The organism is Comamonas jiangduensis, assembly GCF_030162955.1.
In the GTDB taxonomy this organism is placed as follows: domain Bacteria; phylum Pseudomonadota; class Gammaproteobacteria; order Burkholderiales; family Burkholderiaceae_C; genus Comamonas; species Comamonas jiangduensis.
Map to the genome: position 1 here is coordinate 210,361 of NZ_JARXOV010000004.1, position 25,171 is coordinate 235,531.

The 25,171-nt window shown below is 56.9% G+C and carries 20 protein-coding genes and 5 tRNA genes; 17 read left to right on the forward strand and 8 right to left on the reverse strand.

Translation table 11 applies throughout. The features are described from left to right. Positions 1–85: 85 nt before the first annotated feature. Positions 86–760, forward strand: coding sequence for a DUF1294 domain-containing protein (locus QEP12_RS05285; RefSeq protein WP_284213578.1), 675 nt, complete (start codon positions 86–88; stop codon positions 758–760). A 105-nt stretch (positions 761–865) separates the two neighbouring features. On the opposite strand, the gene QEP12_RS05290 is transcribed toward QEP12_RS05285, so the two are convergent. From QEP12_RS05290 to QEP12_RS05300, 3 genes are read right to left on the reverse strand one after another with little or no spacing between them, the layout of a single operon-like run. After that, on the reverse strand, positions 866–1,411 hold the full coding sequence (locus tag QEP12_RS05290; RefSeq protein WP_174862215.1) for a TPM domain-containing protein: 546 nt from the start codon (positions 1,409–1,411) through the stop codon (positions 866–868). 3 nt (positions 1,412–1,414) lie between these two features. Further along, positions 1,415–2,305, reverse strand: coding sequence for a TPM domain-containing protein (locus QEP12_RS05295; protein ID WP_431308062.1), 891 nt, complete (start codon positions 2,303–2,305; stop codon positions 1,415–1,417). A gap of 45 nt (positions 2,306–2,350) precedes the next feature. Further along, on the reverse strand, positions 2,351–2,938 hold the full coding sequence (locus QEP12_RS05300) for a LemA family protein (protein ID WP_174862216.1): 588 nt from the start codon (positions 2,936–2,938) through the stop codon (positions 2,351–2,353). 147 nt (positions 2,939–3,085) lie between these two features. Between QEP12_RS05300 and QEP12_RS05305 the strand changes: the two genes are divergently transcribed. Continuing rightward, the gene (locus QEP12_RS05305; RefSeq protein ID WP_174862217.1) at positions 3,086–3,619 is read left to right on the forward strand and encodes a DUF2946 family protein; all 534 of its coding nucleotides are present in this window, start codon (positions 3,086–3,088) and stop codon (positions 3,617–3,619) included. 72 nt (positions 3,620–3,691) lie between these two features. Here QEP12_RS05305 and QEP12_RS05310 read toward each other — a convergent pair whose 3' ends face one another. The 4 genes from QEP12_RS05310 to QEP12_RS05325 all read right to left on the reverse strand — a co-directional run bounded on the left by QEP12_RS05310 (position 3,692) and on the right by QEP12_RS05325 (position 10,174). Beyond that, on the reverse strand, positions 3,692–4,210 hold the full coding sequence (locus QEP12_RS05310) for a c-type cytochrome (RefSeq protein WP_174862218.1): 519 nt from the start codon (positions 4,208–4,210) through the stop codon (positions 3,692–3,694). 118 nt (positions 4,211–4,328) lie between these two features. Further along, positions 4,329–5,744 (reverse strand): efflux transporter outer membrane subunit, encoded by a 1,416-nt coding sequence (locus QEP12_RS05315; protein ID WP_284213580.1) that lies wholly within the window; start codon positions 5,742–5,744, stop codon positions 4,329–4,331. Continuing rightward, on the reverse strand, positions 5,737–8,892 hold the full coding sequence (locus tag QEP12_RS05320; protein ID WP_284213581.1) for an efflux RND transporter permease subunit: 3,156 nt from the start codon (positions 8,890–8,892) through the stop codon (positions 5,737–5,739). Before QEP12_RS05320 ends, QEP12_RS05315 begins: the two co-directional genes overlap by 8 nt. Before the next feature lie 16 nt (positions 8,893–8,908). After that, positions 8,909–10,174, reverse strand: a complete 1,266-nt coding sequence (locus QEP12_RS05325) for an efflux RND transporter periplasmic adaptor subunit (RefSeq protein WP_284213582.1) — start codon at positions 10,172–10,174, stop codon at positions 8,909–8,911. Between the two features lie 195 nt (positions 10,175–10,369). Here QEP12_RS05325 and QEP12_RS05330 point away from each other — a divergent pair, with 195 nt between their 5' ends. From QEP12_RS05330 to rplL, 13 genes are all read left to right on the forward strand, one after another. Then, the gene (locus QEP12_RS05330) at positions 10,370–11,008 is read left to right on the forward strand and encodes a TetR family transcriptional regulator (protein WP_174862219.1); all 639 of its coding nucleotides are present in this window, start codon (positions 10,370–10,372) and stop codon (positions 11,006–11,008) included. A gap of 78 nt (positions 11,009–11,086) precedes the next feature. Further along, a tRNA-Arg gene (locus QEP12_RS05335) sits at positions 11,087–11,162 on the forward strand. 70 nt (positions 11,163–11,232) lie between these two features. Beyond that, positions 11,233–11,318, forward strand: a tRNA-Tyr gene (locus tag QEP12_RS05340). Between the two features lie 56 nt (positions 11,319–11,374). Then, positions 11,375–11,448 (forward strand) — tRNA-Gly (locus tag QEP12_RS05345). Positions 11,449–11,478: 30 nt separating this feature from the next. Then, positions 11,479–11,553, forward strand: a tRNA-Thr gene (locus QEP12_RS05350). A 75-nt stretch (positions 11,554–11,628) separates the two neighbouring features. Next, a complete protein-coding gene (tuf, locus tag QEP12_RS05355; protein ID WP_174862220.1) occupies positions 11,629–12,819 on the forward strand; it encodes an elongation factor Tu in 1,191 nt (396 codons plus the stop codon). A gap of 14 nt (positions 12,820–12,833) precedes the next feature. Further along, positions 12,834–12,909 (forward strand) — tRNA-Trp (locus QEP12_RS05360). Between the two features lie 88 nt (positions 12,910–12,997). After that, positions 12,998–13,381 (forward strand): preprotein translocase subunit SecE, encoded by a 384-nt coding sequence (secE, locus tag QEP12_RS05365; protein ID WP_284213583.1) that lies wholly within the window; start codon positions 12,998–13,000, stop codon positions 13,379–13,381. Further along, positions 13,381–13,971 (forward strand): transcription termination/antitermination protein NusG, encoded by a 591-nt coding sequence (gene nusG / locus QEP12_RS05370; protein WP_219163545.1) that lies wholly within the window; start codon positions 13,381–13,383, stop codon positions 13,969–13,971. Before secE ends, nusG begins: the two co-directional genes overlap by 1 nt. A 93-nt stretch (positions 13,972–14,064) precedes the next feature. Then, a complete protein-coding gene (gene rplK, locus QEP12_RS05375; protein WP_174862222.1) occupies positions 14,065–14,496 on the forward strand; it encodes a 50S ribosomal protein L11 in 432 nt (143 codons plus the stop codon). Between the two features lies 1 nt (position 14,497). Next, positions 14,498–15,193 (forward strand): 50S ribosomal protein L1, encoded by a 696-nt coding sequence (rplA, locus tag QEP12_RS05380; protein ID WP_174862223.1) that lies wholly within the window; start codon positions 14,498–14,500, stop codon positions 15,191–15,193. A 227-nt stretch (positions 15,194–15,420) separates the two neighbouring features. Then, on the forward strand, positions 15,421–15,945 hold the full coding sequence (gene rplJ, locus QEP12_RS05385) for a 50S ribosomal protein L10 (RefSeq protein WP_219163547.1): 525 nt from the start codon (positions 15,421–15,423) through the stop codon (positions 15,943–15,945). A gap of 36 nt (positions 15,946–15,981) precedes the next feature. Continuing rightward, on the forward strand, positions 15,982–16,359 hold the full coding sequence (gene rplL / locus QEP12_RS05390; protein WP_174862224.1) for a 50S ribosomal protein L7/L12: 378 nt from the start codon (positions 15,982–15,984) through the stop codon (positions 16,357–16,359). A gap of 1 nt (position 16,360) precedes the next feature. Here rplL and QEP12_RS05395 read toward each other — a convergent pair whose 3' ends face one another. Then, positions 16,361–16,624, reverse strand: coding sequence for a hypothetical protein (locus QEP12_RS05395; RefSeq protein ID WP_284213584.1), 264 nt, complete (start codon positions 16,622–16,624; stop codon positions 16,361–16,363). Positions 16,625–16,643: 19 nt separating this feature from the next. Here QEP12_RS05395 and rpoB point away from each other — a divergent pair, with 19 nt between their 5' ends. Next, entirely contained in the window at positions 16,644–20,756 is a 4,113-nt protein-coding gene (rpoB, locus tag QEP12_RS05400) for a DNA-directed RNA polymerase subunit beta (RefSeq protein WP_284213585.1), read from the forward strand. A gap of 123 nt (positions 20,757–20,879) precedes the next feature. After that, the gene (gene rpoC / locus QEP12_RS05405) at positions 20,880–25,085 is read left to right on the forward strand and encodes a DNA-directed RNA polymerase subunit beta' (RefSeq protein WP_284213586.1); all 4,206 of its coding nucleotides are present in this window, start codon (positions 20,880–20,882) and stop codon (positions 25,083–25,085) included. Positions 25,086–25,171: the final 86 nt, after the last annotated feature.

Sequence of the window (25,171 nt, forward strand, 5' to 3'; positions counted from 1 at the left end):
CGCAGCGTTTACAGAGTATTTGGCTTTGTAAGTCACTGAAGTAAAGGCAGAGCAAGCGCAAGCTGCTCTCATTTTATAAGTACATATGCCTTATCTCGGTACCTTGGTGGAGTGGAACGATCAACGTGGCTTTGGTTTTATTCAGGCCGATGCAGGTGGTGAGCGTATGTTTGTCCACATCAGCGCATTTCAGCCAAAGCCCATGCCTCCAGCGCGGCCGTATGTGGGGCAGCGTGTGGAGTTTGCGGTAGGGATAGACAACGGGAAAAAGCGGGCCCAGCAAGTGGTGTGGCGGCAAGGCGTTCGCTCGACCGGTGCCAAAGTGTCACGGCGTGCTGCTGCGCCTGCACCGCAGGGTAGCCGACGCAGCGAATCTGTGAGCCCTACTACCGCAGCGGGCACTTACTTGTCGATATTTGCTTTTGTTGCAGTGTTTTTGCTGGTGGCGTTGCTGTGGGGCGTTCCGCGCTGGGTGGCTTCGCTGTATGCGGTGATGAGCCTGATCGCTTTTTTCGCCTACTGGAAAGACAAAGTAGCGGCCCAGGCGGGCCACTGGCGCACGCCCGAGTCAACTTTGCACAGTTTGGCTGTGCTGGGTGGTTGGCCGGGCGCACTCTTGGCGCAGCAGTGGTTGCGCCATAAAAGCAGCAAGGCGCAATTTCGAAGCATTTTCTGGTTGACGGTTGGGCTGAACGTGACGGCGTTTGTGTGGCTGCATTCCCCGTGGGGGCGTGACTGGTTGCCTGCGCTGCAGGTTTGAGCGCGGCTTCTGCAAAATTCTTTGCAGGCTTGCACCGCGCAAATGCGCAAGCACTAGGCTTGGCCGCAGTTGGTAAGTGGATGCAGCCGCCGTTGTGAAAAGAACTTACCGGTCTTTGAAAAAACGCCCTTGCACCACGGGCGCATCCGGCAATGCATCCGCAGCGGGTGTACGGGCGCTGTGGGTATCGCGCGGGAAATGTTCGGCCAGCAGCCCAGATACGCGTTGCAGCGTGCGCTCCATGCCGTCGGCGTAGGCATGGTTTTGAAAAGATTGCTGCATCTCTTGTACCAAGGCATCCCAGGTGGATTGAGCAACGGCCCGTGCTACAGCACGGTCTGCAATGATTTCAATGGCGTGGTCGGCCAGCAGCAGATAAATCAGCACGCCGTTGTTGTGCTCGGTGTCCCATATGCGCAGTTTGCCAAACAGGGCCACCGCCCGTTCGCGTGCACTGGCACCGCGCCAGATGTAGCTGTAGGGCAGGCCACCTTCCACGCACAGGCGAATTTGCCCGGTGTGTAAGGATTCGCTGGTGGTCACAGCACGTTCTAGCCTTAGCAAGACTTCGGGCGGGAAGGTGCGGTCTACCTGGCCCTCGCTCCAGCGGTGGTGCCACAGGCGTGCGAGTTTTTGCATCAGTGTTGCCATGACCTACCAACTCCCTGAGGCGCCGCCGCCCCCAAAACTGCCACCGCCGCCAGCGCTGAAACCACCACCACCGCCGCCAAACCCGCCACCACGGCCACCGCCAGAGCCTCCACCACCTATATAGGGGCCACCGCCACCGCTGGAGCTGTTGGCCAGCAAGGTGACCAGCAGTGCCACCACTGCGGCCACCAAGGCCAGGAAGATGCTGGCAGTCAGCATGAACGCCAAGACACCTGCGCCGCCGCCCACGATGAGCGAGCCGAGTTTGCTGCCGAAAATACGGCGGATGATGGGGCCAACCACCATCACCCCAAAAAACAGAAAGATGGCTGCGCCTTCCAGGTCCACACCTGCCGCCTTGTGGCTGGCGGGCGCAGAGGGCGCCGGCAACTGCTCACCGGCAATCCGTGCGGCGATCTGGTCGAGGGCCGCCAAAATGCCTGCGGCATAGTCGTTTTGGCGGAAATGCGGCGCCATTTGCTGCTCAATGATGCGTGATGCCGCCAAATCAGGGATGGCGCCTTCCAGGGCACGGGCCACTTCCATGCGCATGCGGCGGTCATCTTTGGCGATCACCACCAGCAGGCCATCGCCCACGTCTTTGCGGCCAATCTTCCATGTGCTGGCCACGCGGTGTGCGTAGGGTGCAATGTCTTCCGGCGCGGTGGTGGGCACCATCAACACTACGACCTGAGAGCCTGATTTTTCCTCGATGGTACGCAGGCGTGACTCGATGGTGGTGGCCTGCTGCGCAGTGAGGGTGTGCGTTTGGTCAATCAGGCGTGCCGTGAGCGCAGGCACCGGCAGCAAGGGCTGCGCAAGTGCCATGTGCGCAGGCCCAAAAAGTGCAAAAAAGAGAGCTGCTAGCGCTTGCCAGATGTGCGTAAAAGCCATATTTTGTTCCTGAAGAGGAAGGCGGCCACCCCAGGCCGCCGGGCTTTATTTGTTGCCAAAGTCCACGGTTGGTGGGCGCGCAATCTCAGCTTCGTTTTGCACGGTGAAATTGGGCTTGGCCTTGTAGCCAAACACCATGCCTGTCAGGTTGGTGGGAAAGCTGCGCGCGAGCACGTTGTATTGCTGCACCGATTGGATGTAGGCATTCCGGGCCACGGTGATGCGGTTTTCCGTGCCTTCCAGCGTGACGCGCAAGTCACGGAAAGCTTGGTTGGCTTGCAGTTGCGGGTATTGCTCGGCCACCACCATCAAGCGTGACAGGGCGCTGGAGAGCTCGCCTTGCGCTTGCTGAAATTTGTCAAAGGCCGCGGGATCGTTGATCAACTCCGGGGTGGCTTGGATCGACGTGGCTTTGGAGCGTGCCTCAATCACCTTGGTCAGCGTTTCTTGCTCAAAGTTGGCTTCCCCCTTGACCGATGCCACGATGTTGGGCACCAAGTCTGCCCGGCGTTGGTACTGGTTGAGTACCTCGCTCCATCTGGATTTGGTGTCTTCGTCCAAGCGCTGGAAATCGTTGTAGCCGCAGCCCGTGAGTGCCGTGGCCATGAGCAAAATCGCAAACAGGCGCTTCATGTTCAATCCCTTGTCTTGGTGTGATCTATGGGCCGTATTGTGCGGGCCCGGTATGGTAGCAATATGTAGGGCAACGACGTGCAAAGCAAGGCGGGTTGCGGTTATCTTTGCGCGCTACATCGTGACAAATACCAAAGGTAGGTGGGTATGGATGACATCGTAAAACAAGCATTGGCCAAATGGCCCCATGTGCCTGACTGCTGGGGCTGGCTGGGTCTGGACATGCGTGGCAATTGGTGGCTGCGTGATGCGGATACCCAAGCGCAGGGCCTGTTCCCACACAGCAAAGGCAGCCGCTTGGAGCACGAGAAGCTGCTGGCGTTTATAGGCCGCAATTACGAAGCCAATGCCCAGGGCCATTGGTTTTTTCAGAATGGCCCACAACGGGTCTATGTGGAGTTAGAAAGCGCACCCATGGTGTGGCGTGTTCATGCAGGTGCCTCGGTGGTCGCGCACACGGGTCAGCCTGTGCAGCAGGTACAACAATGCTTGATGGATGAGTACGGCCATGTGTACCTGCAATGCGATGGCGTGCTGGGTATTGTGCACACCCAAGACGTGGTGCATGCGGCAGATGCCGTGGAGGCTGGGGTCTGGCAGATGGAGGATGTTGCAGCGGCAGATCTGCCCCAGCGTTTTGGTTTTGTGCGCAGCCCGCAGCAGGCCCAGGCACAGGTTTAGTGCCAGCAAGGCCACGCATCACGCATACAAAAAAGGACCCAGAGGGTCCTTTTTTCGTGGATTGGCAGCCGTTTATTTGGCGTCGCCTTCTTTGGCTTCAGGCTGTGGCTCGGGGAAGTTGGCACCCCCAGCGTTCGCCATGAAAGCCACGGCACGGGAGATTTCCAGATCATTGAATTCGCCACCACCTTGGGGGGCCATGGCGTTCTTGCCCTTCAGTGCCGATTGCACCAGGACTTCAAACCCTTGACCCAAACGGGGGGCCCATGCCGCAGCATCACCAAACTTGGGTGCGCCAGACACGCCTGTTGCGTGGCATGCCGCGCACTGGCCCTTGTATACGTCTTCGCCACCCCGCAGAGGGCGGTTGGCATCACGAATTTCAATAGAGCCAATCTTTTGAATGCGCTGTGCCTGGGCCAGCTCATGCATGCCAACGCCCGCACCCGTTTTGGGGGCGGAGCCCACAAAGTTCACCAGGCCGATGATCAAAATCACGGGCAAGATGAAAGCGAGTACAACCGTAATCAGCAGTTGCTTGGAGTTCTTGATGGGGCCGGTGTGGCCTTCTTCGTGGTGCTTGTCGCTCATGGCGTCCTCTGGTTATCGGGGGCGGGAAAAACCAACGGCGGATTATATCGAGCGCCTATTTTTTACTCTGTGCCACAGCGGCCGTTTGGCGTGCACTGTGGTACAGAGTTGACGCAACTCAACGATTGGTGACTTCTTGCTTGCCAAGGCTGGCTTCTGACCAGCCGCCACCCAATGCTTTGTACAGATTGATTTGGTTGAGTTGCTGCGCCAGTCGCACCTGAACGTCCGCTTGCTCCAGTGCAAACAGCGAGCGCTGTGCATCCAGCAGATCCAGGTAGCTGGCTACGCCGTTGCGGTAACGAAGATCCGACAGGTAAAAGCGCTTGCGCTCGGCCTCTGCCTGTGCGGCTTGGGCGCGTGCTTGCTCGGCCAAGGTGGTTCTGCCAGCCAGGGCGTCTGAGACTTCCTTGAAGCCTGTCTGGATGCTCTTCTCATACTGGGCCACCGCGATTTCGCGCGCAGCTTTGGCAGAAGCCAGGTTGGCGCTCAAGCGCCCAGCGGTGAAGATGGGCAGATTGAGCGTAGGCCCAACGTTAAACCCCCAAGTCCCAGACTTGAACAGATTGGACAGTTCATTGCTGACGCTGCCGTACTGTGCGGTGAGCGAGATGCTGGGGAAGAATGCCGCACGTGCTGCACCAATGTTGGCATTGGCGGAGATGAGCTGCTGCTCGGCTGCGCGGATGTCTGGCCGGCGCACCAGCAGGTCAGACGGCAGGCCAGCAGGGATGTCTGCCATGGGTGCTACGTTGGCCAACTTTGCGCCGGTGATGCTGGCCAAAATGTCGGCGGGCACTTGCTGGCCCAGCAATAGCGCCAGCGCGTTTTCATCCAAGGCACGTTGGCGTTGCTGCTGTGCAAAGGTGGCCAGCGCGGATTCGGTCAGAGACTCTGCTTGGCGGTAATCGAGTTCCGACGCAAAGCCCGCATCAAAGCGCAGCTTGGCCAGCTTGATGGATTCTTTGCGCGTCTCCACGGTGCGGCGTGAAATGTCCAGCAATTCTTCATCTGCAATCAAGGTCAGCCAGCCTTGCGCCACGCTGGTAACCAGCGTGAGCTCGTAGGCCTTGCGGCCTTCATAGGTCGCAAGGTACTGGGCCAAAGCCGCTTCTTTGAGGCTGTTGATACGCCCGAAAAAATCAATTTCCCAGGCGGATATCGCCAGTCCTGCCGTGAAGGTGCTGCCCAGATCACCAGTGATTTGGTTATTGCCACGGTTGGCCGATGCGATGCCTCCAACGCTAGGGAATAGCGCAGAGCGCTGAATCTGGAATTGGGCGCGGGCTTGCTCCAAGTTCAGCGTGGCAATACGCAGGTCGCGGTTGTTGGTCAAAGCCAAGTCAATCAGCTGCTGCAGGCGCGGGTCGGTGAAATAGTCACGCCAAGCGATGGCGGAGCTCGCACCTTCCGCCGCTGCCTGGGTATAAGCCGCAGGGACCGGAGCGGCAGGGCGCTCATAGTTCGGGATGAGTGAGCAGCCAGACAAGGCCGCAGCGGCGGCCAGGGCCATCAAAGATAAATGCTTAGGCATGGTGGTCCGCTCCTGCTGTGCCAGCGGAGGGCGTTGGGGTGGGGGGAGTGGCGCGCTTGTCGCTAAACAGCGTGCGCACTACGACAAAGAAGACGGGCACAAAGAATACCGCCAGCAAGGTGCCGGTGAACATGCCTCCCAGCACGCCCGTGCCGATTGCACGCTGGCTGGCCGAGCTGGCGCCCGTAGCAATCGCCAATGGCACAACGCCGAGGCCGAACGCCAAGGAGGTCATGATGATGGGGCGGAAGCGCAGGTGGGCGGCTTCCAAGGCAGCTTCAATAATGCCTTTGCCTTCGGCCTGCAAGTCTTTGGCGAACTCAATAATCAAGATCGCATTCTTGGCCGACAAACCAATCACCGTGATCAAGCCGACTTGGAAATACACGTCGTTGGCGTAACCGCGCATCCAAGTAGCCAGCAACACGCCAATCACGCCCAGCGGCACGACCAAAATCACTGCGAGAGGGATCGTCCAGCTCTCATACAGCGCGGCCAAGCACAGGAAAACCGCCAAGATGGCAAAGCTGTACAAGATCAGTGATTGGGAACCTGCTTGCTTTTCTTCGTAGGACTGGCCTGTCCATTCAAAGCCGAAGCCGTCAGGCAATTGTGCAACGATGCGCTCTACTTCAGCCATGGCTTCGCCAGTGCTGTAGCCCGCTGCAGGAGCGCCGGAAAGCTTCATGGCCGGATAGCCGTTGTAGCGTACGGTCTGCTGTGCACCCATGACCCAGTTCACGGTCGCAAAAGCAGACAGTGGAACAGCCTCACCCTTGCTGTTGGGTGCGGTGATCTTGAGCAAATCGGCGGGCTGCATGCGGGATGGGGCATCGGCCTGTACCACCACGCGTTGCAGTCGTCCGCGATTGGGGAAGTCGTTCACATAGGCAGAGCCCATGGCTGTTGACAGCGCGGTATTGATGCTGTCAAAACCGACACCCAAGGCATTCGCTTTGTCACGGTCAATGTCGATGCGGATTTGAGGCGCATCTTCCAGGCCGTCAGGACGCACTTGGGACAAGATGGGGCTTTTAGCCGCCATGCCCAAGAACATGTTGCGGGCATTCACCAGGGCATCGTGCCCTAAGCTGCCACGGTCTTGCAGGCGCACCGTAAAGCCTGAGGACACGCCCAGCTCAGGAATAGGAGGGGGGCTGAGCGCGAAAATGAAGGCATCGCGCACTCCCATCATGGCACCCATGATGCGGCCTGCAACGGCATCGGCATGCTGCCCGGGGGCGCTTCGTTCGTTCCAGTCCTTGAGGGTAATAAATGCCAGCGCGGCGTTTTGACCTTGGCCAGAGAAGCTAAAGCCAATCACGCTCACCATGCTGCTTATTTCAGGCTGCTGGAGCACAAAGCCTTCGACTTGCTTCATGACCTCCACGGTGCGTTCAGCGGTAGCACCCGCAGGAAGCTGCACGTTCACCAGCACTGTGCCTTGGTCTTCTCCTGGAAGGAAAGAGGTGGGCAAGCGGTTGTAAAGCAGCGCAACGGCAGCAATGATGGCCGCATAAATTACCAAGTAGCGCGCAGCCTTGTTAAGCATGCGTCCCACCAAGCTTTCATAGCGTTTTGCGCCTTTGGCGAAATTTCGGTTAAACCAGGCAAAAAAGCCTTTACCTTCCAAGTGGTGGCCTGCTTCTACGGGCTTGAGCAAGGTGCCGCACAACGCGGGTGTCAGCGACAAGGCCATGAAGGCGGAGAAGCCAATAGACGCCACCATCACCGTAGCAAATTGGCGGTAAATATTGCCGGTGGACCCAGAGAAGAAAGCCAGTGGCACAAACACGGAGATCAGTACCACGGTCACGCCAATAATGGCCCCGGAGATTTGGCCCATGGCTTTGCGTGTGGCTTCTTTGGGTGGAAGGCCCTCTTCGCTCATGATGCGCTCAACGTTTTCCACCACAACAATCGCGTCGTCGACGACGATACCAATCACGAGCACCATGCCAAACATGGTCAGCACGTTGATGGAAAAGCCCAGCGCCAGCAGCGTGGCAAATGTGCCCAGCAAAGCGATGGGGACCACAATCGTGGGGATGATGGTGTAGCGCCAATTCTGCAGAAACAGGAACATCACCAGGAACACCAAAGCCACCGCTTCCAGCAGCGTGTGTGCCACCTTGGTAATCGAGATGCTCACGAAGTTAGAGCTGTCGTAGGGGATGGAGTAGGTCATCCCTTCTGGGAAGTACTTTGACAACTCTTCCATCTTGGCGCGCACGGACGTGGCTGCCGCTAAAGCATTGCCCGATGGCGAGAGTTGAACACCGATACCCGCCGCGGGCTGGCCATTCAAACGCGCAGTGGTTGCATAGGTCTGACCGCCAATTTCAATCCGGGCAACGTCTTTCAAGCGTACAGCGGCGCCCGTTGTGTTGGCGCGCAAAATGATGTTGCCAAACTCTTCCGGGGTAGAGAGTTGTCCGCGAACGGTCACTGTCGCCGTAATGCCCTGCCCTGCGATGCCAGGCAGGTCGCCGATAGCGCCGGATGAAACTTGCGCGTTTTGTGCACGAATCGCGGCAATGACTTGGGCGCTGGAGAGTTGGAAACCTTCCAGTTTGGCGGGGTCAATCCAGACGCGCATCGCTTGCTCGGAGCCAAACAGCTGAACTTGGCCGATGCCCTCAATACGCTGAATTTCCGGCACTACGTTGCGCGAGGCATAGTCGCCGATGCGCACCACATCCCAGTCTGGGTTGGACGAGGACAGCAGCGAAAACAGCAAAAAGTTGGAGGCAGACTTGTCAACTTTGACGCCTTGCTGCGTGACGGCCGAAGGCAAACGAGGCGTGGCGCGCGACAAACGGTTTTGCACGTCCACCTGGGCCATTTCTGGATCGGTGCCTTGCTCAAAGCTGATGGTGACGGAGCCTGTGCCGTTGGATTGGGCAACGGACTCCATGTAGAGCAGGCCTGTCGCACCGTTCATCTCACGCTCAATCACAGAGAGCACACTGTCTTCGAGTGTCTGTGCAGAGGCGCCGGGGTACACCGCGCTCACGACAATGGCGGGGGGCGCAACCGGAGGGTATTGCGCGATCGGTAATTGGGTGATGGAGACGGCTCCGACCACCATGATGAAAAGCGCAACCACCCACGCGAAGATGGGGCGCTCAATAAAAAATTTAGCCATGTGACAGAGTCCTTATTTACTTGGCTTGAGCGCTGGGTTCGGACGTCGACTGTGCAGGTGCTGCAGGTTGCGCTGGTGCAGCAGAAGCGCCTGCAGGCGTCCATGGCACTGCTTTGACGGGCGTGCCCGGTGGCAACATTTGCAGCTTTTGGAATCCGTCCACCATCACTTTTTCGCCATCTTTCAGGCCTTCTTGGATCACCCAGCGATTGCCGCTGGCCATGCTGACTTTGACGGGGCGTGTGCTGACTTGGCCTTCTGGGGAAACGACGCGGACACTGTCACCTTGTTCCGTGCGAGTGACTGCTTGCTGAGGTACGGTAATCGCGTTGGTGGCCTGTGCTTGCTCCATGCGGATGCGTACATAAAGGCCTGGTAACAGAAGTCCCTTCGGGTTGGGGATTTCGGCGCGCAAAGTGACTTGGCCCGTGCTCGGATCTACAGTTAAATCACTGAATAACAGCTTGCCTGCGGTTCCGTATTCAGAACCGTCATCCAATACAACGTGTACCTCTGCCGCTTGTGGGCCCGCTGATTTCAGCAGACCTTCATCCATGGCTTTGCGTAGCTTGAATGCATCGGTAGCGGATTGCGTGAAATTCACATACACGGGGTCAATTTGCTGAATCACAGCCAGTGGAGTGGCTTCCCCTTGTCCAACCAAAGCGCCTTCTGTAACCAAGGCTTGGCCGATGCGGCCAGAAATTGGCGCGGTCACTTTGGCGTACCCCAGGTTGATGTCTGCTGTGCGGACCGCAGCCTTGGCGGCCACCACCTCTGCTTGTGCTTGTTTCTGAGCGGACTCGGCGTTGACAAAATCTTGCTTGCTGATGGCATTGGCTTCAACCAATGGCCGAAAGCGTTCCAGCTGTGCGGTGGTCTGTACCAAGTTGGCTTCAGCGCGTGCCAAGCTTGCGCGTGCACTCTGGGCGGATGCTTCATAGGGCGCAGCATCAATTTGGAACAAGGCTTGGCCAGCCTTGACATCAGAGCCTTCTTTGAACAGGCGTTTTTGCAAAATACCTGCACTGCGCGCGCGCACTTGTGCAACACGAGAAGCTTCAACGCGACCGGGTAGCTCAGTGACCAACCCGACTTCCCCGGAAGAGGCTGTAATAACGCCAACCGGCACTTGTGGAGCACCGTTTTGCGCAGCTGTAGTTGGAGAGCTGGCGTTATCTTTGCCGCAAGCAGTCAAGACAAGTGCGCAAGCCAGCGCAATCGGAGCGGGACGAATCAGGCGCGCCCATGAGCTAGCTGGAGCGGTACTAAAGAGAGTCATGTTTTTCTTTCGGGTGCTCTAAAGAGTTTGAACGAACGCTACACGCGCACAAATTACGCTGGCGTCAGCCATCAGGCCTGCGTTTATTCAGAATTTGGATATACATACAATACTGAATGTATATGGTGCTAATTGTAGCGGTGCTATAGACGAAGATGCATTTTTGATGCCATGCAAAGGGGGCGAAGAGATCCAATGGCGAGACGAACAAAGGAAGATGCGGAAGCAACACGCAATAAATTGCTGGATGCTGCCTTGGAGGTTTTTCATGCAAAAGGCGTGGCTGGTGCGTCTTTGACGGATGTGGCAGTTGCTGCATCTGTTACCAGGGGGGCGATTTATTGGCACTTCAAAGACAAGATGGACTTGTTCGGTGCTTTGATTTCGCGCTCTGCGCTGCCCTTTGAAGCTGCGCTCGACAGTGCCCTTGGTGAGCAAAAAGGACGGGCGTTGCGTCAATTGACGGCGGTGCTTGAAATGGTTTTTCGCCAGGTGGTGAGAGACCCTGTGACCCGGAGAGTATTTGATATTGCGCTGTACAAGGTGGAGTACGCAGGCGAGATGCAGGCGGTGCGTGCGTGGCGTATAGAAAATATGGAGAGGTTCGCGTTGCGCATCCAGGTATTTCTAGAGTTGGCAGCGAAAGATGCCGGGATCGTGCTGCAGCAATCACCTGCCAGTGCTGCGCGTGGTCTGCGTGCTGTATTTGATGGTGTGTTGCTGTCTTGGCTTTTGCATGAGCAGCAATTATTTGATCTAGAAAAAGAGGGGATGTTGGCGGTTCAGACTTACATCAAGGGACTGGGGTTCGATGTTGAGAAAGAATTTGCGTAATCTTCCTGAGCAGATGAAAAGTGCAGGTTAGAATCTGCGCTGTAGATTTTTGGAAGTTCGCGTGCAGCGGGCGTCGTAGCGGCTGTAGCTCAGTGGATAGAGTATTGGCCTCCGAAGCCAAGGGTCGTGGGTTCGATCCCCGCCAGCCGCACCAGCCTAAAGCGTCTAAAAAATACTCAAAATATTTTTAAGAGCAAAAAATCTGCTACAATAGAAATCTCTGTGGAGGGATGCCCGAGTGGCTAAAGGGGGCAGACTGTAAATCTGTTGGCTTACGCCTACACTGGTTCGAATCCAGTTCCCTCCACCACCTTTATTGGGTGGGAGATTTGGCACTGCCTGGCAGTGTGCGCAAACCATAGGTTTGCGGGAGTAGTTCAATGGTAGAACCCTAGCCTTCCAAGCTAATGACGCGGGTTCGATTCCCGTCTCCCGCTCCAAAGATTCATAAGTTTGCATGCGCAACTTATGCCCATGTGGCTCAGTGGTAGAGCACTCCCTTGGTAAGGGAGAGGTCGGCAGTTCGATCCTGCCCATGGGCACCAATTTAGATGGTGCTTCTGTGTTAGATGGTTGCGCCGATAACTCGTTAGCATTTGGTTTTTTTCGGAGTCGAAAAAATGGCAAAAGAAAAGTTCGAGCGCACCAAGCCCCACGTGAACGTGGGCACTATTGGCCACGTTGACCACGGTAAGACTACCCTGACAGCTGCTATCGCTACCGTGCTGTCCAAGCACTTCGGCGGCGAAGCACGTGACTACTCGCAGATCGATAACGCGCCTGAAGAAAAGGCACGTGGTATCACCATCAACACTTCGCACGTTGAGTACGAAACTGCTACTCGCCACTACGCTCACGTTGACTGCCCTGGTCACGCTGACTATGTGAAGAACATGATTACTGGTGCTGCTCAGATGGATGGCGCTATCTTGGTTTGCTCCGCTGCTGACGGCCCAATGCCCCAGACTCGTGAGCACATCCTGTTGGCTCGTCAGGTTGGCGTTCCTTACATCATCGTGTTCCTGAACAAGTGCGACATGGTGGACGACGAAGAACTGCTGGAGCTGGTGGAAATGGAAGTCCGCGAATTGCTGGACAAGTACGACTTCCCCGGCGACGACACACCTATCATCCGTGGCTCCGCTAAGCTGGCCCTGGAAGGTGACACTTCCGACAAGGGTGAGCCTGCTATCTTGAAGCTGGCTGAGGCGCTGGACTCCTACATCCCCACACCTGAGCGTGCTGTGGACGGTGCCTTTGCAATGCCCGTGGAAGACGTGTTCTCGATCTCCGGTCGCGGTACCGTGGTGACAGGCCGTATCGAGCGCGGCATCATCAAGGTTGGCGAAGAAATCGAAATCGTCGGTATCAAGGACACCCAAAAGACCACCTGCACAGGCGTGGAAATGTTCCGCAAGCTGCTGGATCAAGGTCAAGCTGGTGACAACGTGGGTCTGCTGCTGCGCGGCACCAAGCGTGAAGACGTGGAGCGTGGCCAGGTGCTGTGCAAGCCTGGCTCCATCAAGCCCCACACCCACTTCACTTCCGAAGTGTATGTGCTGTCTAAGGACGAAGGCGGACGCCACACTCCTTTCTTCAACAACTACCGCCCTCAGTTCTACTTCCGTACAACTGACGTGACCGGTTCCATTGAGCTGCCTGAAGGCAAGGAAATGGTGATGCCTGGCGATAACGTCTCCATCACTGTGAAGCTGATCGCTCCTATCGCTATGGAAGAAGGTCTGCGCTTCGCTATCCGCGAAGGTGGTCGTACTGTTGGCGCCGGCGTGGTTGCTAAGATCATTGCCTAATTTATTACGGGTTTAGGGGTATAGCTCAATTGGCAGAGCGTCGGTCTCCAAAACCGAAGGTTGTAGGTTCGATTCCTACTGCCCCTGCCACCATGTAGTGGTAGCACCAAGCCCGCCAGTTACTGGCGGGCTTAAGTGTCTTGTGCTGTAGCATTTGCTGCAGATAGAAAAGAGAGATATGGCCACGTCGCAAGTAGAAACAGTTAGCTCAGGCGCCGATAAGGCTAAATTGGTCGCAGCTTTGCTTTTGGTGATAGCCTCTATTGCAGGCTTTTATCTGCTGTCCAAGCAAGGTGCTGCAGCTCAATGGGGTGTTTTAGCGGTGGGGTTGATTGCTGCTGCTGCTACCTTTCTTGTTTCAGAGCAGGGTAAGCAATTGCTTGGCTTTGGCAAAGACTCTTGGAAAGAAGTCAAAAAAGTAGTGTGGCCAACTCGCAAGGAGTCCTTGCAGATGACCCTCTACGTTTTCGCGTTTGTGGTGGTCATGGCTCTGTTTCTGTGGCTGACGGATAAAACGCTCGAATGGGTTCTGTATGATCTCGTTTTGGGCTGGAGAAGCTAATGACTGATGCGATTGAACCTGTGTCCGGCGAGGCTGGTGCGTCTACTCCTGTCAATCCTGATCTGCGCTGGTATATCGTCCATGCTTACTCGGGTATGGAGAAGGCTGTAGAGCGCAATATTACTGAGCGTATCAATCGAGCAGGTATGCAAGATAAGTTTGGTCGTATCTTGGTTCCCACCGAAGAAGTGGTGGAAATGAAGAACGGTCAGCGCAAGACCACAGAGCGTCGCCTTTTTCCTGGCTATGTCTTTGTTGAAATGGTCATGGAAGATGACACTTGGCACTTGGTGAAGCACACTAGCAAAGTGACTGGTTTTGTCGGTGGTGCTAAAAACCGCCCTGCTCCTATTTCTGAAGCAGAAGTTCAAAAAATTGTGAGTCAGATGCAAGAAGGCTCCGATAAGCCTCGTCATAAGATTGAATTTATGGTGGGCGAATTGGTGCGTGTGAAAGAAGGTCCTTTCACAGACTTCAACGGTAGTGTTGAAGAGGTGAATTACGAGAAAAACCGTTTGCGCGTATCTGTCGCGATTTTCGGTCGCTCAACGCCTGTTGAGCTCGAGTTTTCTCAGGTTGAAAAGACCTGAGGTACGTTTGTAGCCCCGCGTGTTGAAACAAAGGGGCGTTAACCCTCGGGGAGCTGAAATCGCTTCAGCGTTATTACCCGTAAGGAGCTAAAAATGGCGAAGAAAATCGTCGGCTTCATCAAGCTGCAAGTGCCAGCTGGTAAGGCCAACCCATCCCCTCCAATCGGTCCTGCGCTGGGTCAGCGTGGGCTGAACATCATGGAGTTCTGCAAGGCATTCAATGCGCAGACTCAAGGTGTTGAGCCAGGACTGCCTTTGCCTGTGGTGATTACTGCTTTTGCTGACAAGAGCTTCACTTTTGTCATTAAGACGCCTCCTGCGACCGTGCTGATCAAGAAGGCTGTCAAGCTGGACAAGGGTTCTTCGAACCCTCTGAAGGCTAAGGTTGGCAAGATCACTCGCGAACAGCTGGAAGAAATCGCCAAGACCAAGTTGAAGGACATGAACGCTGCGGACGTTGACGCTGCGGTGCGCACTTTGGCTGGTTCTGCTCGTTCGATGGGCGTGATCGTGGAGGGTTTGTAAAATGGCCAAGTTGACCAAGAAGCAAAAAGCCCTGCAGGGTAAGGTGGACTCCACCAAGTTGTACCCCTTCGCTGAAGCGGTTGCTTTGGTGAAAGAAGCCGCAACTGCCAAGTTTGATGAATCGATCGACGTGGCGGTGCAGTTGGGTGTAGATGCCAAGAAGTCGGACCAAGTGGTGCGCGGTGCTGTTGTGCTGCCTCACGGTACAGGTAAGACAGCCCGCGTTGCTGTGTTTGCACAAGGCGCCAAGGCTGAAGAAGCCAAGGCCGCTGGTGCAGATGTGGTCGGCATGGATGACCTGGCTGCCATGGTTAAGGCTGGTGACATGCCTTTCGACATCGTGATCGCTGCACCTGATGCCATGCGTATCGTGGGCCAGCTGGGTCAGATCTTGGGCCCACGTGGTCTGATGCCTAACCCTAAGGTTGGTACCGTGACTCCTGACGTTGCTACGGCTGTGAAGAACGCTAAGGCAGGTCAAGTGCAATTCCGCGTAGACAAGGCCGGCATCATCCATTCGACCATCGGTCGTCGTTCTTTCGACAACGACAAGCTGCAAGGTAACTTGGCTGCTTTGATTGAGGCGTTGAACAAGGCCAAGCCTGCTTCCAGCAAGGGTGTTTACCTGCGCAAGGTGGCAGTATCCTCCACCATGGGTGTGGGTGTTCGCGTTGAGACACAGTCCATCGCAGCTTAATTGCTAAAATATTTGGCTGCCTAGAAATAGGCAGTCAATGTGGTGGGCTGCGCTGCCGCTTGCAGTAGCGCAGGTCATCCAAGACCGCTGGTGTGGCTTGCCACTTAATTTTCCAGCGCAGATGGCGATCCCGCTGCAGATGGATTCATTTCCTTCTAACAGTTGGTCGCTGCAATAAGAGCGCGTTTACAAAGCACGCTTTGTAAACGCATTTTAAGGAGTAGACCTTGAGTCTGAATCGCAGTGAGAAAGAAGCGGTCATCAATGAAGTGACCAGCCTCGCCGCTAAAGCTCAAACGCTTGTGATCGCGGAATACCGTGGCATCACGGTCGCCGACATGACCAAACTGCGTGCTGATGCTCGCAGCAAGGGTGTGAGCCTGAGCGTGTTGAAGAACACCTTGGCCCGCCGTGCTGTCGCCGGTAGCGCGTTTGAAGTTGTGGCTGACCAGATGACTGGTCCTCTGATCTATGGCTTCTCTGAAGACGCAATCGCCGCAGCTAAGGTTGTGGCCGACTTCGCGAAGACCAACGACAAGTTGGTAATTCGTGCAGGCGCGTTTGCAGGTAAAGCCCTGGACGTTGACGCCGTGAAGCAACTGGCAAACATTCCTTCCAAGGAAGTTTTGCTGGCGCAAGTGTGTGGCTTGCTGATGTCCCCCATCTCGCGTACAGCCGTTGTGCTGGGCGCCTTGGCGGCTCAGAAGAGCGAAGGCTCTGCCGAAGTGGCAGCCGAAACAGCCGAAGCCTAAGCGCTCGGCAAACCAACCAATTTGTTAGGAAATCAAATGGCATTCGATAAAGACGCATTCTTGACCGCCCTGGACAGCATGACTGTTCTGGAACTGAACGACCTGGTTAAGGCAATTGAAGAGAAGTTTGGCGTGTCCGCCGCTGCTATGGCTGCTCCTGCTGCCGGCGGCGCTGCTGGTGGCGCTGCTGCTGCTGAAGAAAAGACCGAGTTCAACGTCGTTCTGACTGACGCTGGCGCAAACAAGGTTTCCGTGATTAAGGCTGTGCGCGAAATCACTGGCCTGGGTCTGAAGGAAGCCAAGGATCTGGTTGACGGCGCTCCCAAGAACGTGAAGGAAGCTGTTGCCAAGGCTGACGCTGAAGCTGCTGTGAAGAAGCTGGTTGAAGCTGGTGCGAAGGCTGAACTGAAGTAATTCAGTCCAATCCTGAGGCTGGAGTGTCTGTAAAGGCACTCCAGCCTTTGGCGCTTGTGGATGTGGCTTTTACAGAGCGCACCAGAAAGCCTGTTTTCAACAGTTTTTCTAGTGTCTTCTGACAACCCGACAGCAGAAGATGCCTTGGTTCGGGCAATGTGCAATGCATTGCCGTCAGCCATGGTTGGTAGTGGCCAACCGCCAAGCCGGTAAAAAAGCGTTCGCTGTATTTGCCGGACAGTGTCGTCGCAGACCCAGGACTCATGTCTTTGCCCGGAGATCTCATGGCCTATTCTTACACCGAACGCAAGCGAATTCGCAAGAGTTTCGGCAGCCGCGACAGCGTGCTCGAAGTGCCTTACCTGCTGCAGATGCAAAAAGATGCCTATACCGCATTCCTGCAAGCAGATGTAGCCCCCAAAAAACGTACGATGGAAGGCCTGCAAGCGGCTTTCGAATCGGCATTCCCTATCGTCTCCCACAATGGTTTTGTGGAGATGAAGTTTGTTGAATACAACTTGGCCAAGCCAGCGTTTGACGTGCGTGAATGCCAGACCCGTGGTCTGACATTCGCCTCGGCGGTGCGTGCCAAGGTTCAACTGATCATCTATGACCGTGAGTCCTCGACCAGCCAATCCAAGGTGGTCAAGGAAGTGAAGGAGCAAGAGGTTTACATGGGCGAAGTGCCCCTGATGACCGAAAAGGGCTCTTTCATCATCAACGGTACGGAGCGTGTGATCGTTTCGCAGCTGCACCGCTCGCCTGGCGTGTTCTTTGAGCACGACAAGGGCAAGACCCATAGCTCGGGCAAGCTGCTGTTCTCGGCACGCATCATCCCTTACCGTGGTTCGTGGTTGGACTTCGAATTCGATCCGAAGGATCTGCTGTACTTCCGCGTTGACCGTCGTCGCAAGATGCCCGTGTCGATCCTGCTGAAGGCCATCGGCATGAATCCTGAGCAAATCCTTGCTCACTTCTTCGTGAACGATAACTTCCGCCTGATGGACAGTGGCGCACAAATGGAGTTTGTGGCTGACCGTCTGAAGGGTGAAGTGGCACGCTTTGACATCACCGACAAGTCGGGCAAGGTCGTGGTCGCCAAGGACAAGCGCATCACTGCACGCCACACCCGTGAGCTGGAGCAGTCGGGCACCAAGTTTGTCAGCGTTCCTGAAGACTTCCTGATTGGCCGCGTATTGGCCAAGAACATCATTGACCCTGACACTGGCGAAATCATTGCCAAGGCCAATGAAGAGCTGACAGAAGCGCTGCTGAAAAAGCTGCGCAGCGCCGGCATTCAGGACGTGCAGTGCATCTACACGAACGAACTGGACCAGGGGGCGTACATTTCGCAAACCCTGCGTACCGATGAGACCGTGGACGAGTTCGCAGCACGTGTGGCCATCTACCGCATGATGCGCCCTGGCGAGCCTCCGACCGAGGACGCCGTGCAGGCCCTGTTCCACCGCCTGTTCTACAACCCAGATACCTACGACCTATCGCGCGTAGGCCGCATGAAGTTCAACGCCCGTGTGGGTCGCGACGGTGCGACCGGCGCCATGGTGCTGTCCAACGAAGATATCTTGGCCGTGGTCAAGCTGTTGGTGGACCTGCGCAATGGCCGTGGCGAAGTGGACGATATCGACCACTTGGGTAACCGCCGCGTTCGCTGCGTGGGCGAGCTGGCCGAAAACCAGTACCGCACGGGTCTGGCACGTATCGAAAAAGCTGTGAAGGAGCGTCTGGGTCAAGCAGAGCAAGACCCTCTGATGCCTCACGACCTGATCAACTCCAAGCCGATTTCTGCGGCGCTGAAGGAGTTCTTCGGTGCGTCGCAGCTGTCGCAGTTCATGGACCAGACCAACCCTCTGGCCGAAATCACCCACAAGCGCCGTGTATCGGCCCTTGGCCCAGGTGGTTTGACTCGCGAACGTGCTGGCTTTGAGGTGCGTGACGTGCACGTGACCCACTACGGCCGCGTCTGCCCGATCGAAACGCCTGAAGGTCCAAACATTGGTCTGATCAACTCCTTGGCGCTGTACGCTCGTCTGAACGAGTACGGTTTCATTGAGACCCCTTACCGTCGCGTGGTCGATGGCAAGGTGACCATGGAAATCGACTACCTGTCCGCCATTGAAGAAGGCAAGTACATCATCGCGCAGGCCAACGCCGAGCTCGATGCTGAAGGCCGTCTGGTGGGCGAATTGGTGTCGGCCCGTGAAAAGGGTGAATCCACCCTGCTGTCGCCCGAGCGCGTGCAGTACATGGACGTGTCGCCTGCACAGATCGTGTCGGTGGCTGCGTCCCTGATTCCATTCCTGGAGCACGACGACGCGAACCGCGCATTGATGGGCGCCAACATGTCGCGCCAGGCTGTGCCTGTGCTGCGTCCTGAAAAGCCCATGGTCGGTACCGGTATCGAGCGCGTGGCCGCGGTCGACTCCGGCACTGTGGTGACTGCACGCCGAGGCGGTATCGTGGATTACGTCGATGCAACCCGCATCGTGATCCGCGTGAACGACCAAGAAGCGGTGGCTGGCGAAGTGGGTGTAGATATCTACAACCTGATCAAGTACCAGCGTTCTAACCAGAACACCAACATCCACCAGCGCCCTGTGGTCAAGCGTGGTGACACGCTGGCCAAGGGTGACGTGATTGCCGACGGCGCATCGACCGACCTGGGCGAAATCGCCATCGGTCAGAACATGCTGATCGCCTTCATGCCCTGGAACGGCTACAACTTCGAAGACTCGATCTTGATCTCGGAACGTGTGGTCGCTGAAGACCGCTACACCTCGATCCACATCGAGGAACTGGTGGTCATGGCGCGTGACACCAAGTTGGGTGCGGAAGAAATTACCCGCGACATCCCCAACCTGTCTGAGCACCAGCTGAACCGTCTGGACGAGTCCGGCATCATCTACGTGGGCGCAGAAGTGCAACCCGGCGATACGCTGGTGGGCAAGGTGACACCGAAGGGTGAAACCACGCTGACGCCTGAAGAAAAGCTGCTGCGCGCCATCTTCGGTGAGAAGGCCTCCGACGTGAAGGACACTTCACTGCGTGTGGACCAGGGCTCTTCGGGCACCGTGATCGACGTGCAAGTCTTCACCCGTGAAGGCATCCAGCGTGACAAGCGCGCCCAGCAGATCATCGACGATGAACTCAAGCGCTTCCGTCTGGACCTGAACGACCAGCTGCGTATTGTGGAAGCCGACGCGTTCGACCGTATCGAGAAGCTCTTGATCGGCCGCACCGCCAACGGTGGTCCCAACAAGCTGGCCAAGGGCGCCAAGATCGACAAAGCCTATCTGGACAGCGTGGAGAAGTTCCACTGGTTCGACATCCGTCCTGCGGAAGACGAAGTGGCTGCCCAGCTGGAGTCCATCAAGAATTCGCTGGAGCAAACCCGCCACGAGTTCGACCTGGCCTTCGAAGAAAAGCGCAAGAAGTTGACGCAAGGCGACGAGTTGCCCGCAGGCGTGCTGAAGATGGTCAAGGTGTACCTGGCTGTCAAGCGCCGTCTGCAGCCCGGTGACAAGATGGCCGGCCGCCACGGTAACAAGGGTGTGGTCTCGCGCATCGTGCCTGTGGAAGACATGCCTTTCATGGCCGACGGCACCACCGCCGACATCGTGCTGAACCCGCTGGGCGTGCCTTCGCGTATGAACATCGGTCAGGTGCTGGAAGTGCACTTGGGCTGGGCCGGTAAGGGTCTGGGCCAACGCATTGGCGACATGCTGCGCGACGAAGCCGCTGTGGCGGAAGTGCGCGCCTTCCTGGAAGAGGTCTACAACAGCCGCGGTCGCAAGGAAGACTTGTCGCAGCTGAGCGATGCCGAAATCCTGGACATGGCCGAAAACCTGAAGACTGGCGTGCCGTTTGCAACGCCCGTGTTCGACGGCGCGTCGGAGCAGGAAATCAAGGACATGCTGAAGCTGGCATACCCTGAGCACCTGAAGGCACGCAAGGGCCTGACCGAGACACGTACGCAGGCCTACCTGTTCGACGGTCGCACCGGTGAGCAGTTCGAGCGTCCCACCACCGTGGGCTACATGCACTACCTGAAGCTGCACCACTTGGTCGACGACAAGATGCACGCGCGTTCCACCGGTCCTTACTCGCTGGTGACACAGCAGCCTCTGGGCGGTAAGGCGCAATTCGGTGGCCAGCGTTTCGGTGAAATGGAAGTGTGGGCGCTGGAAGCTTATGGCGCCGCTTACGTTCTGCAGGAAATGCTGACCGTCAAGTCCGACGACGTGGTGGGCCGTACCAAGGTGTACGAATCCATCGTCAAGGGCGAGCACGCCATCGAAGCGGGTATGCCAGAGTCGTTCAATGTGCTGGTCAAGGAAATTCGTTCCTTGGGCTTGGACATCGAACTCGAGCGTTCCTAAGGCCTAAATAAAAAAGAGAGCTGTTAGCGCTCATGTTTAAACGGTTTGCAAGTGATATCGCTTGCAAACCGTTGTAGATCAAGCGCTGGTAGCCATAATTTTTGATGAAAAGGGAAAGAGTTCATGAAATCGTTACTCGACCTGTTCAAGCAATTCACGCCGGATGAGCATTTCGATGCCATCAAGATCGGCATGGCTTCGCCCGAGAAAATTCGTTCCTGGTCTTTCGGTGAGGTAAAGAAGCCCGAGACCATCAACTACCGTACGTTCAAGCCCGAGCGCGATGGTCTTTTCTGCGCCAAGATCTTTGGCCCTATCAAAGACTACGAATGCTTGTGCGGCAAGTACAAGCGTCTCAAGCACCGCGGTGTGATCTGCGAGAAGTGCGGCGTTGAAGTCACACAGACCAAGGTGCGTCGCGAACGCATGGGTCACATCGACCTGGCGGCCCCTTGCGCCCACATCTGGTTCCTGAAGTCGCTGCCTTCGCGTCTGGGCCTGGTGCTGGACATGACGCTGCGCGACATCGAGCGCGTGCTGTACTTTGAAGCTTACGTGGTGACCGACCCCGGCATGACCCCGCTGAAGAAGTTCAGCATCATGACGGAAGACGACTACGAAGCGAAGCAGCAAGAATTCGGCTACGACGAGTTCACGGCCAAGATGGGCGCCGAAGGTATCAAGGACCTGTTGGAATCCATCGACATCGACAGCGAAATCGAGCGCCTGCGTGGTGACCTGACTGGCTCCGAAGTCAAGGTCAAGAAGAACGCCAAGCGTCTGAAGCTGCTGGAAGCGTTCAAGAAGTCCGGCATCAAGCCTGAGTGGATGGTGCTGGAAGTGCTGCCCGTGCTGCCTCCAGACCTGCGTCCTCTGGTGCCGCTGGACGGCGGTCGCTTTGCGACTTCCGACCTGAACGACCTGTATCGCCGCGTTATTAATCGTAACTCGCGTCTGCGCCGCCTGCTGGAGTTGAAGGCTCCTGAGATCATTGCGCGCAATGAAAAGCGCATGCTGCAAGAAGCGGTGGACTCGCTGCTGGACAACGGCCGTCGCGGTAAGGCCATGACAGGCGCCAACAAGCGTGCGCTGAAGTCCTTGGCCGACATGATCAAGGGTAAGAGCGGACGCTTCCGCCAGAACTTGCTGGGTAAGCGCGTGGACTACTCCGGTCGTTCCGTGATTACCGTGGGTCCTTACCTCAAGCTGCACCAGTGCGGTTTGCCCAAGCTGATGGCATTGGAGCTGTTCAAGCCTTTCATCTTTGCCCAGTTGGAGCAGCGCGGCATTGCTACGACCATCAAGGCTGCCAAGAAGGAAGTGGAATCCGGCACGCCTGTGGTGTGGGACATCCTAGAAGAGGTTATCAAAGAACACCCGATCATGCTCAACCGTGCGCCTACGCTGCACCGTTTGGGTATCCAGGCGTTCGAACCTATCCTGATCGAAGGCAAGGCACTGCAACTGCACCCACTGGTCTGCGCGGCTTTCAACGCCGACTTTGACGGTGACCAGATGGCTGTCCACGTTCCTCTGTCTGTGGAAGCACAGATGGAAGCGCGTACGCTGATGCTGGCTTCGAACAACGTGCTGTTCCCCGCGTCGGGCGAACCCTCCATCGTTCCTTCTCAGGACGTGGTGCTGGGTCTGTACCACGCCACGCGTGACAAGATCAACGGCAAGGGCGAAGGCATGGTGTTCATGGACACCAACGAAGTGCAACGTGCTCTGGATGCTGGCGAAGTGGAACTGCACGCCAAGATCAGCGTGCGTCTGCCTGAGTGGACCAAGAACAAGGAAACGGGCGAGTTCGAAAAGAGCGTGAGCCTGGTGGAAACCACCGTGGGTCGCGCGCTGCTGTCGGAAATCTTGCCCAAGGGCCTGCCTTTCAGCCACATGAACAAGGCGCTGAAGAAGAAAGAGATCTCTAAGCTGATCAACTCTTCCTTCCGCAAGTGCGGCCTGAAGGCCACCGTGGTGTTCGCGGACAAGCTGCTGCAAAACGGCTTCCGTCTGTCCACGCACGCTGGTTTCTCGGTGTCCATCGACGACATGCTGGTGCCTCCACAGAAGGCGGGCATCTTGGCCAACGCCGAAGCCGAAGTGAAGGAAATCGAGCAGCAGTACGTCTCCGGCTTGGTGACCGCGGGTGAGCGTTACAACAAGGTGGTGGACATCTGGGGTAAGGCGGGCGACGACGTGTCCAAGGTGATGATGGATCAGTTGAAGGTCCAGAAGACCATCGACCGTCACGGCAACGAAGTGGACCAAGAGTCGTTCAACGCGATCTACATGATGGCGGACTCGGGTGCTCGTGGCTCGGCAGCTCAGATTCGTCAGTTGGCTGGTATGCGTGGTCTGATGGCCAAGCCTGATGGCTCGATCATTGAGACGCCCATTACCGCGAACTTCCGCGAAGGTTTGAACGTTCTGCAGTACTTCATCTCGACCCACGGTGCCCGTAAGGGTCTGGCCGACACGGCGTTGAAGACTGCGAACTCGGGTTACCTGACCCGCCGTTTGGTGGACGTGACGCAAGACTTGGTCGTGACCGAGCAAGACTGCGGCACCTCCAACGGCTACCTGATGCGTGCCATCGTTGAAGGTGGTGAAGTGATCGAATCCCTGCGCGACCGCGTGCTGGGCCGCTCGACCGCTGAAGAAGTGCTGCACCCAGAGAACCGTTCCGTATTGCTGCCTGCTGGCACCCTGCTGAACGAAGACCTGATCGAAGAACTCGAAGCGCATGGCGTGGATGAGATCAAGGTGCGCACCGCACTGACTTGCGAAACCCGCTACGGCCTGTGCGCCACCTGCTACGGTCGTGACCTGGGTCGCGGCGGTATGGTGAACCTTGGCGAAGCAGTCGGCGTGATCGCTGCGCAGTCCATCGGTGAACCTGGTACCCAGCTGACCATGCGTACGTTCCACATCGGTGGTGCGGCTTCGCGTGCAGCCATCGCGTCGAGCGTGGAAGCCAAGTCGAACGGTTCGATCAGCTTCAACGCCACCATGCGCTATGTGTCGAACAGCAAGGGTGAGTTGGTCGTGATTTCCCGTTCCGGTGAAATCATCATCAGCGAAAACGGCCGTGAGCGTGAGCGCCACAAAGTGCCTTACGGCGCGATCTTGACCATCAAGCCTGATGAAGCCATCAAGGCCGGCAAGATCTTGGCCAACTGGGATCCGCTGACTCGACCCATCATTACCGAATATGCCGGTAAGGTGAACTTCGAGAACGTGGAAGAAGGTTTGACCGTTGCCAAGCAGGTGGACGATGTGACCGGTCTGTCGACCCTGGTTGTGATCGACCCCAAGCGCCGCGGTTCTGCCAAGGTGGTGCGTCCTCAGGTCAAGCTGATCGACGCCAACAACCAAGAAGTGAAGATCCCTGGCACCGACCATGCGGTAACCATTGGCTTCCAGGTGGGCGCGCTGATTCAAGTGCGTGATGGCCAAGAAGTGGGCCCTGGCGAAGTGTTGGCACGTATCCCGGTCGAAGGTCAGAAGACCCGCGACATTACCGGTGGTCTGCCTCGCGTTGCCGAGCTGTTCGAAGCACGTACGCCCAAGGACAAGGGTACGCTGGCCGAGATGACCGGTACCGTGTCCTTTGGTAAGGAAACCAAGGGCAAGATCCGCCTGCAGATCACCGATCTGGAAGGCAAGGTCTGGGAAGAGCTGGTGCCCAAGGAGCGCAACATTCTGGTCCACGAAGGCCAGGTGGTGAACAAGGGTGAATCGATTGTGGACGGCCCCGCCGACCCGCAAGACATCCTGCGCCTGCTGGGTATCGAAGAGCTGTCGCGCTACATCGTGGACGAAGTGCAGGATGTGTACCGTCTGCAGGGCGTGAAGATCAACGACAAGCACATCGAGGTGATCGTTCGCCAGATGCTGCGTCGCGTGGTGGTGGAGAACCCCGGCGAATCCACTTACATCGCTGGCGAGCAAGTGGAGCGTTCGGAAATCCTCAACACCAACGAAGCGCTGCAGGCCCAAGGCAAGATTCCGGCCACGTACTCCAACGTGCTGCTGGGTATTACCAAGGCGTCGCTGTCGACCGACTCGTTCATCTCTGCGGCGTCCTTCCAGGAAACCACCCGCGTGCTGACCGAAGCGGCGATCATGGGCAAGCGCGACGAGTTGCGCGGCCTGAAGGAAAACGTGATCGTGGGTCGCCTGATCCCTGCCGGTACGGGCTTAGCTTACCACCAGGCACGCAAGGCCAAGGACGCCATGGACGACGCCGAGCGCCGCGCCATCGCCGAAGCCGAAGCGGCCGAAATGGCCGGTGAAGTCAGCGCCGACGAAGACAGCGCCGCGTAATCGCAGCGTTGCCTGACGAGGCAAAGCATAGCGCTCCCTACTTGCCTGACGGTGGGTAGGGAGCGTTTTTATTGGTACAAAGGCTG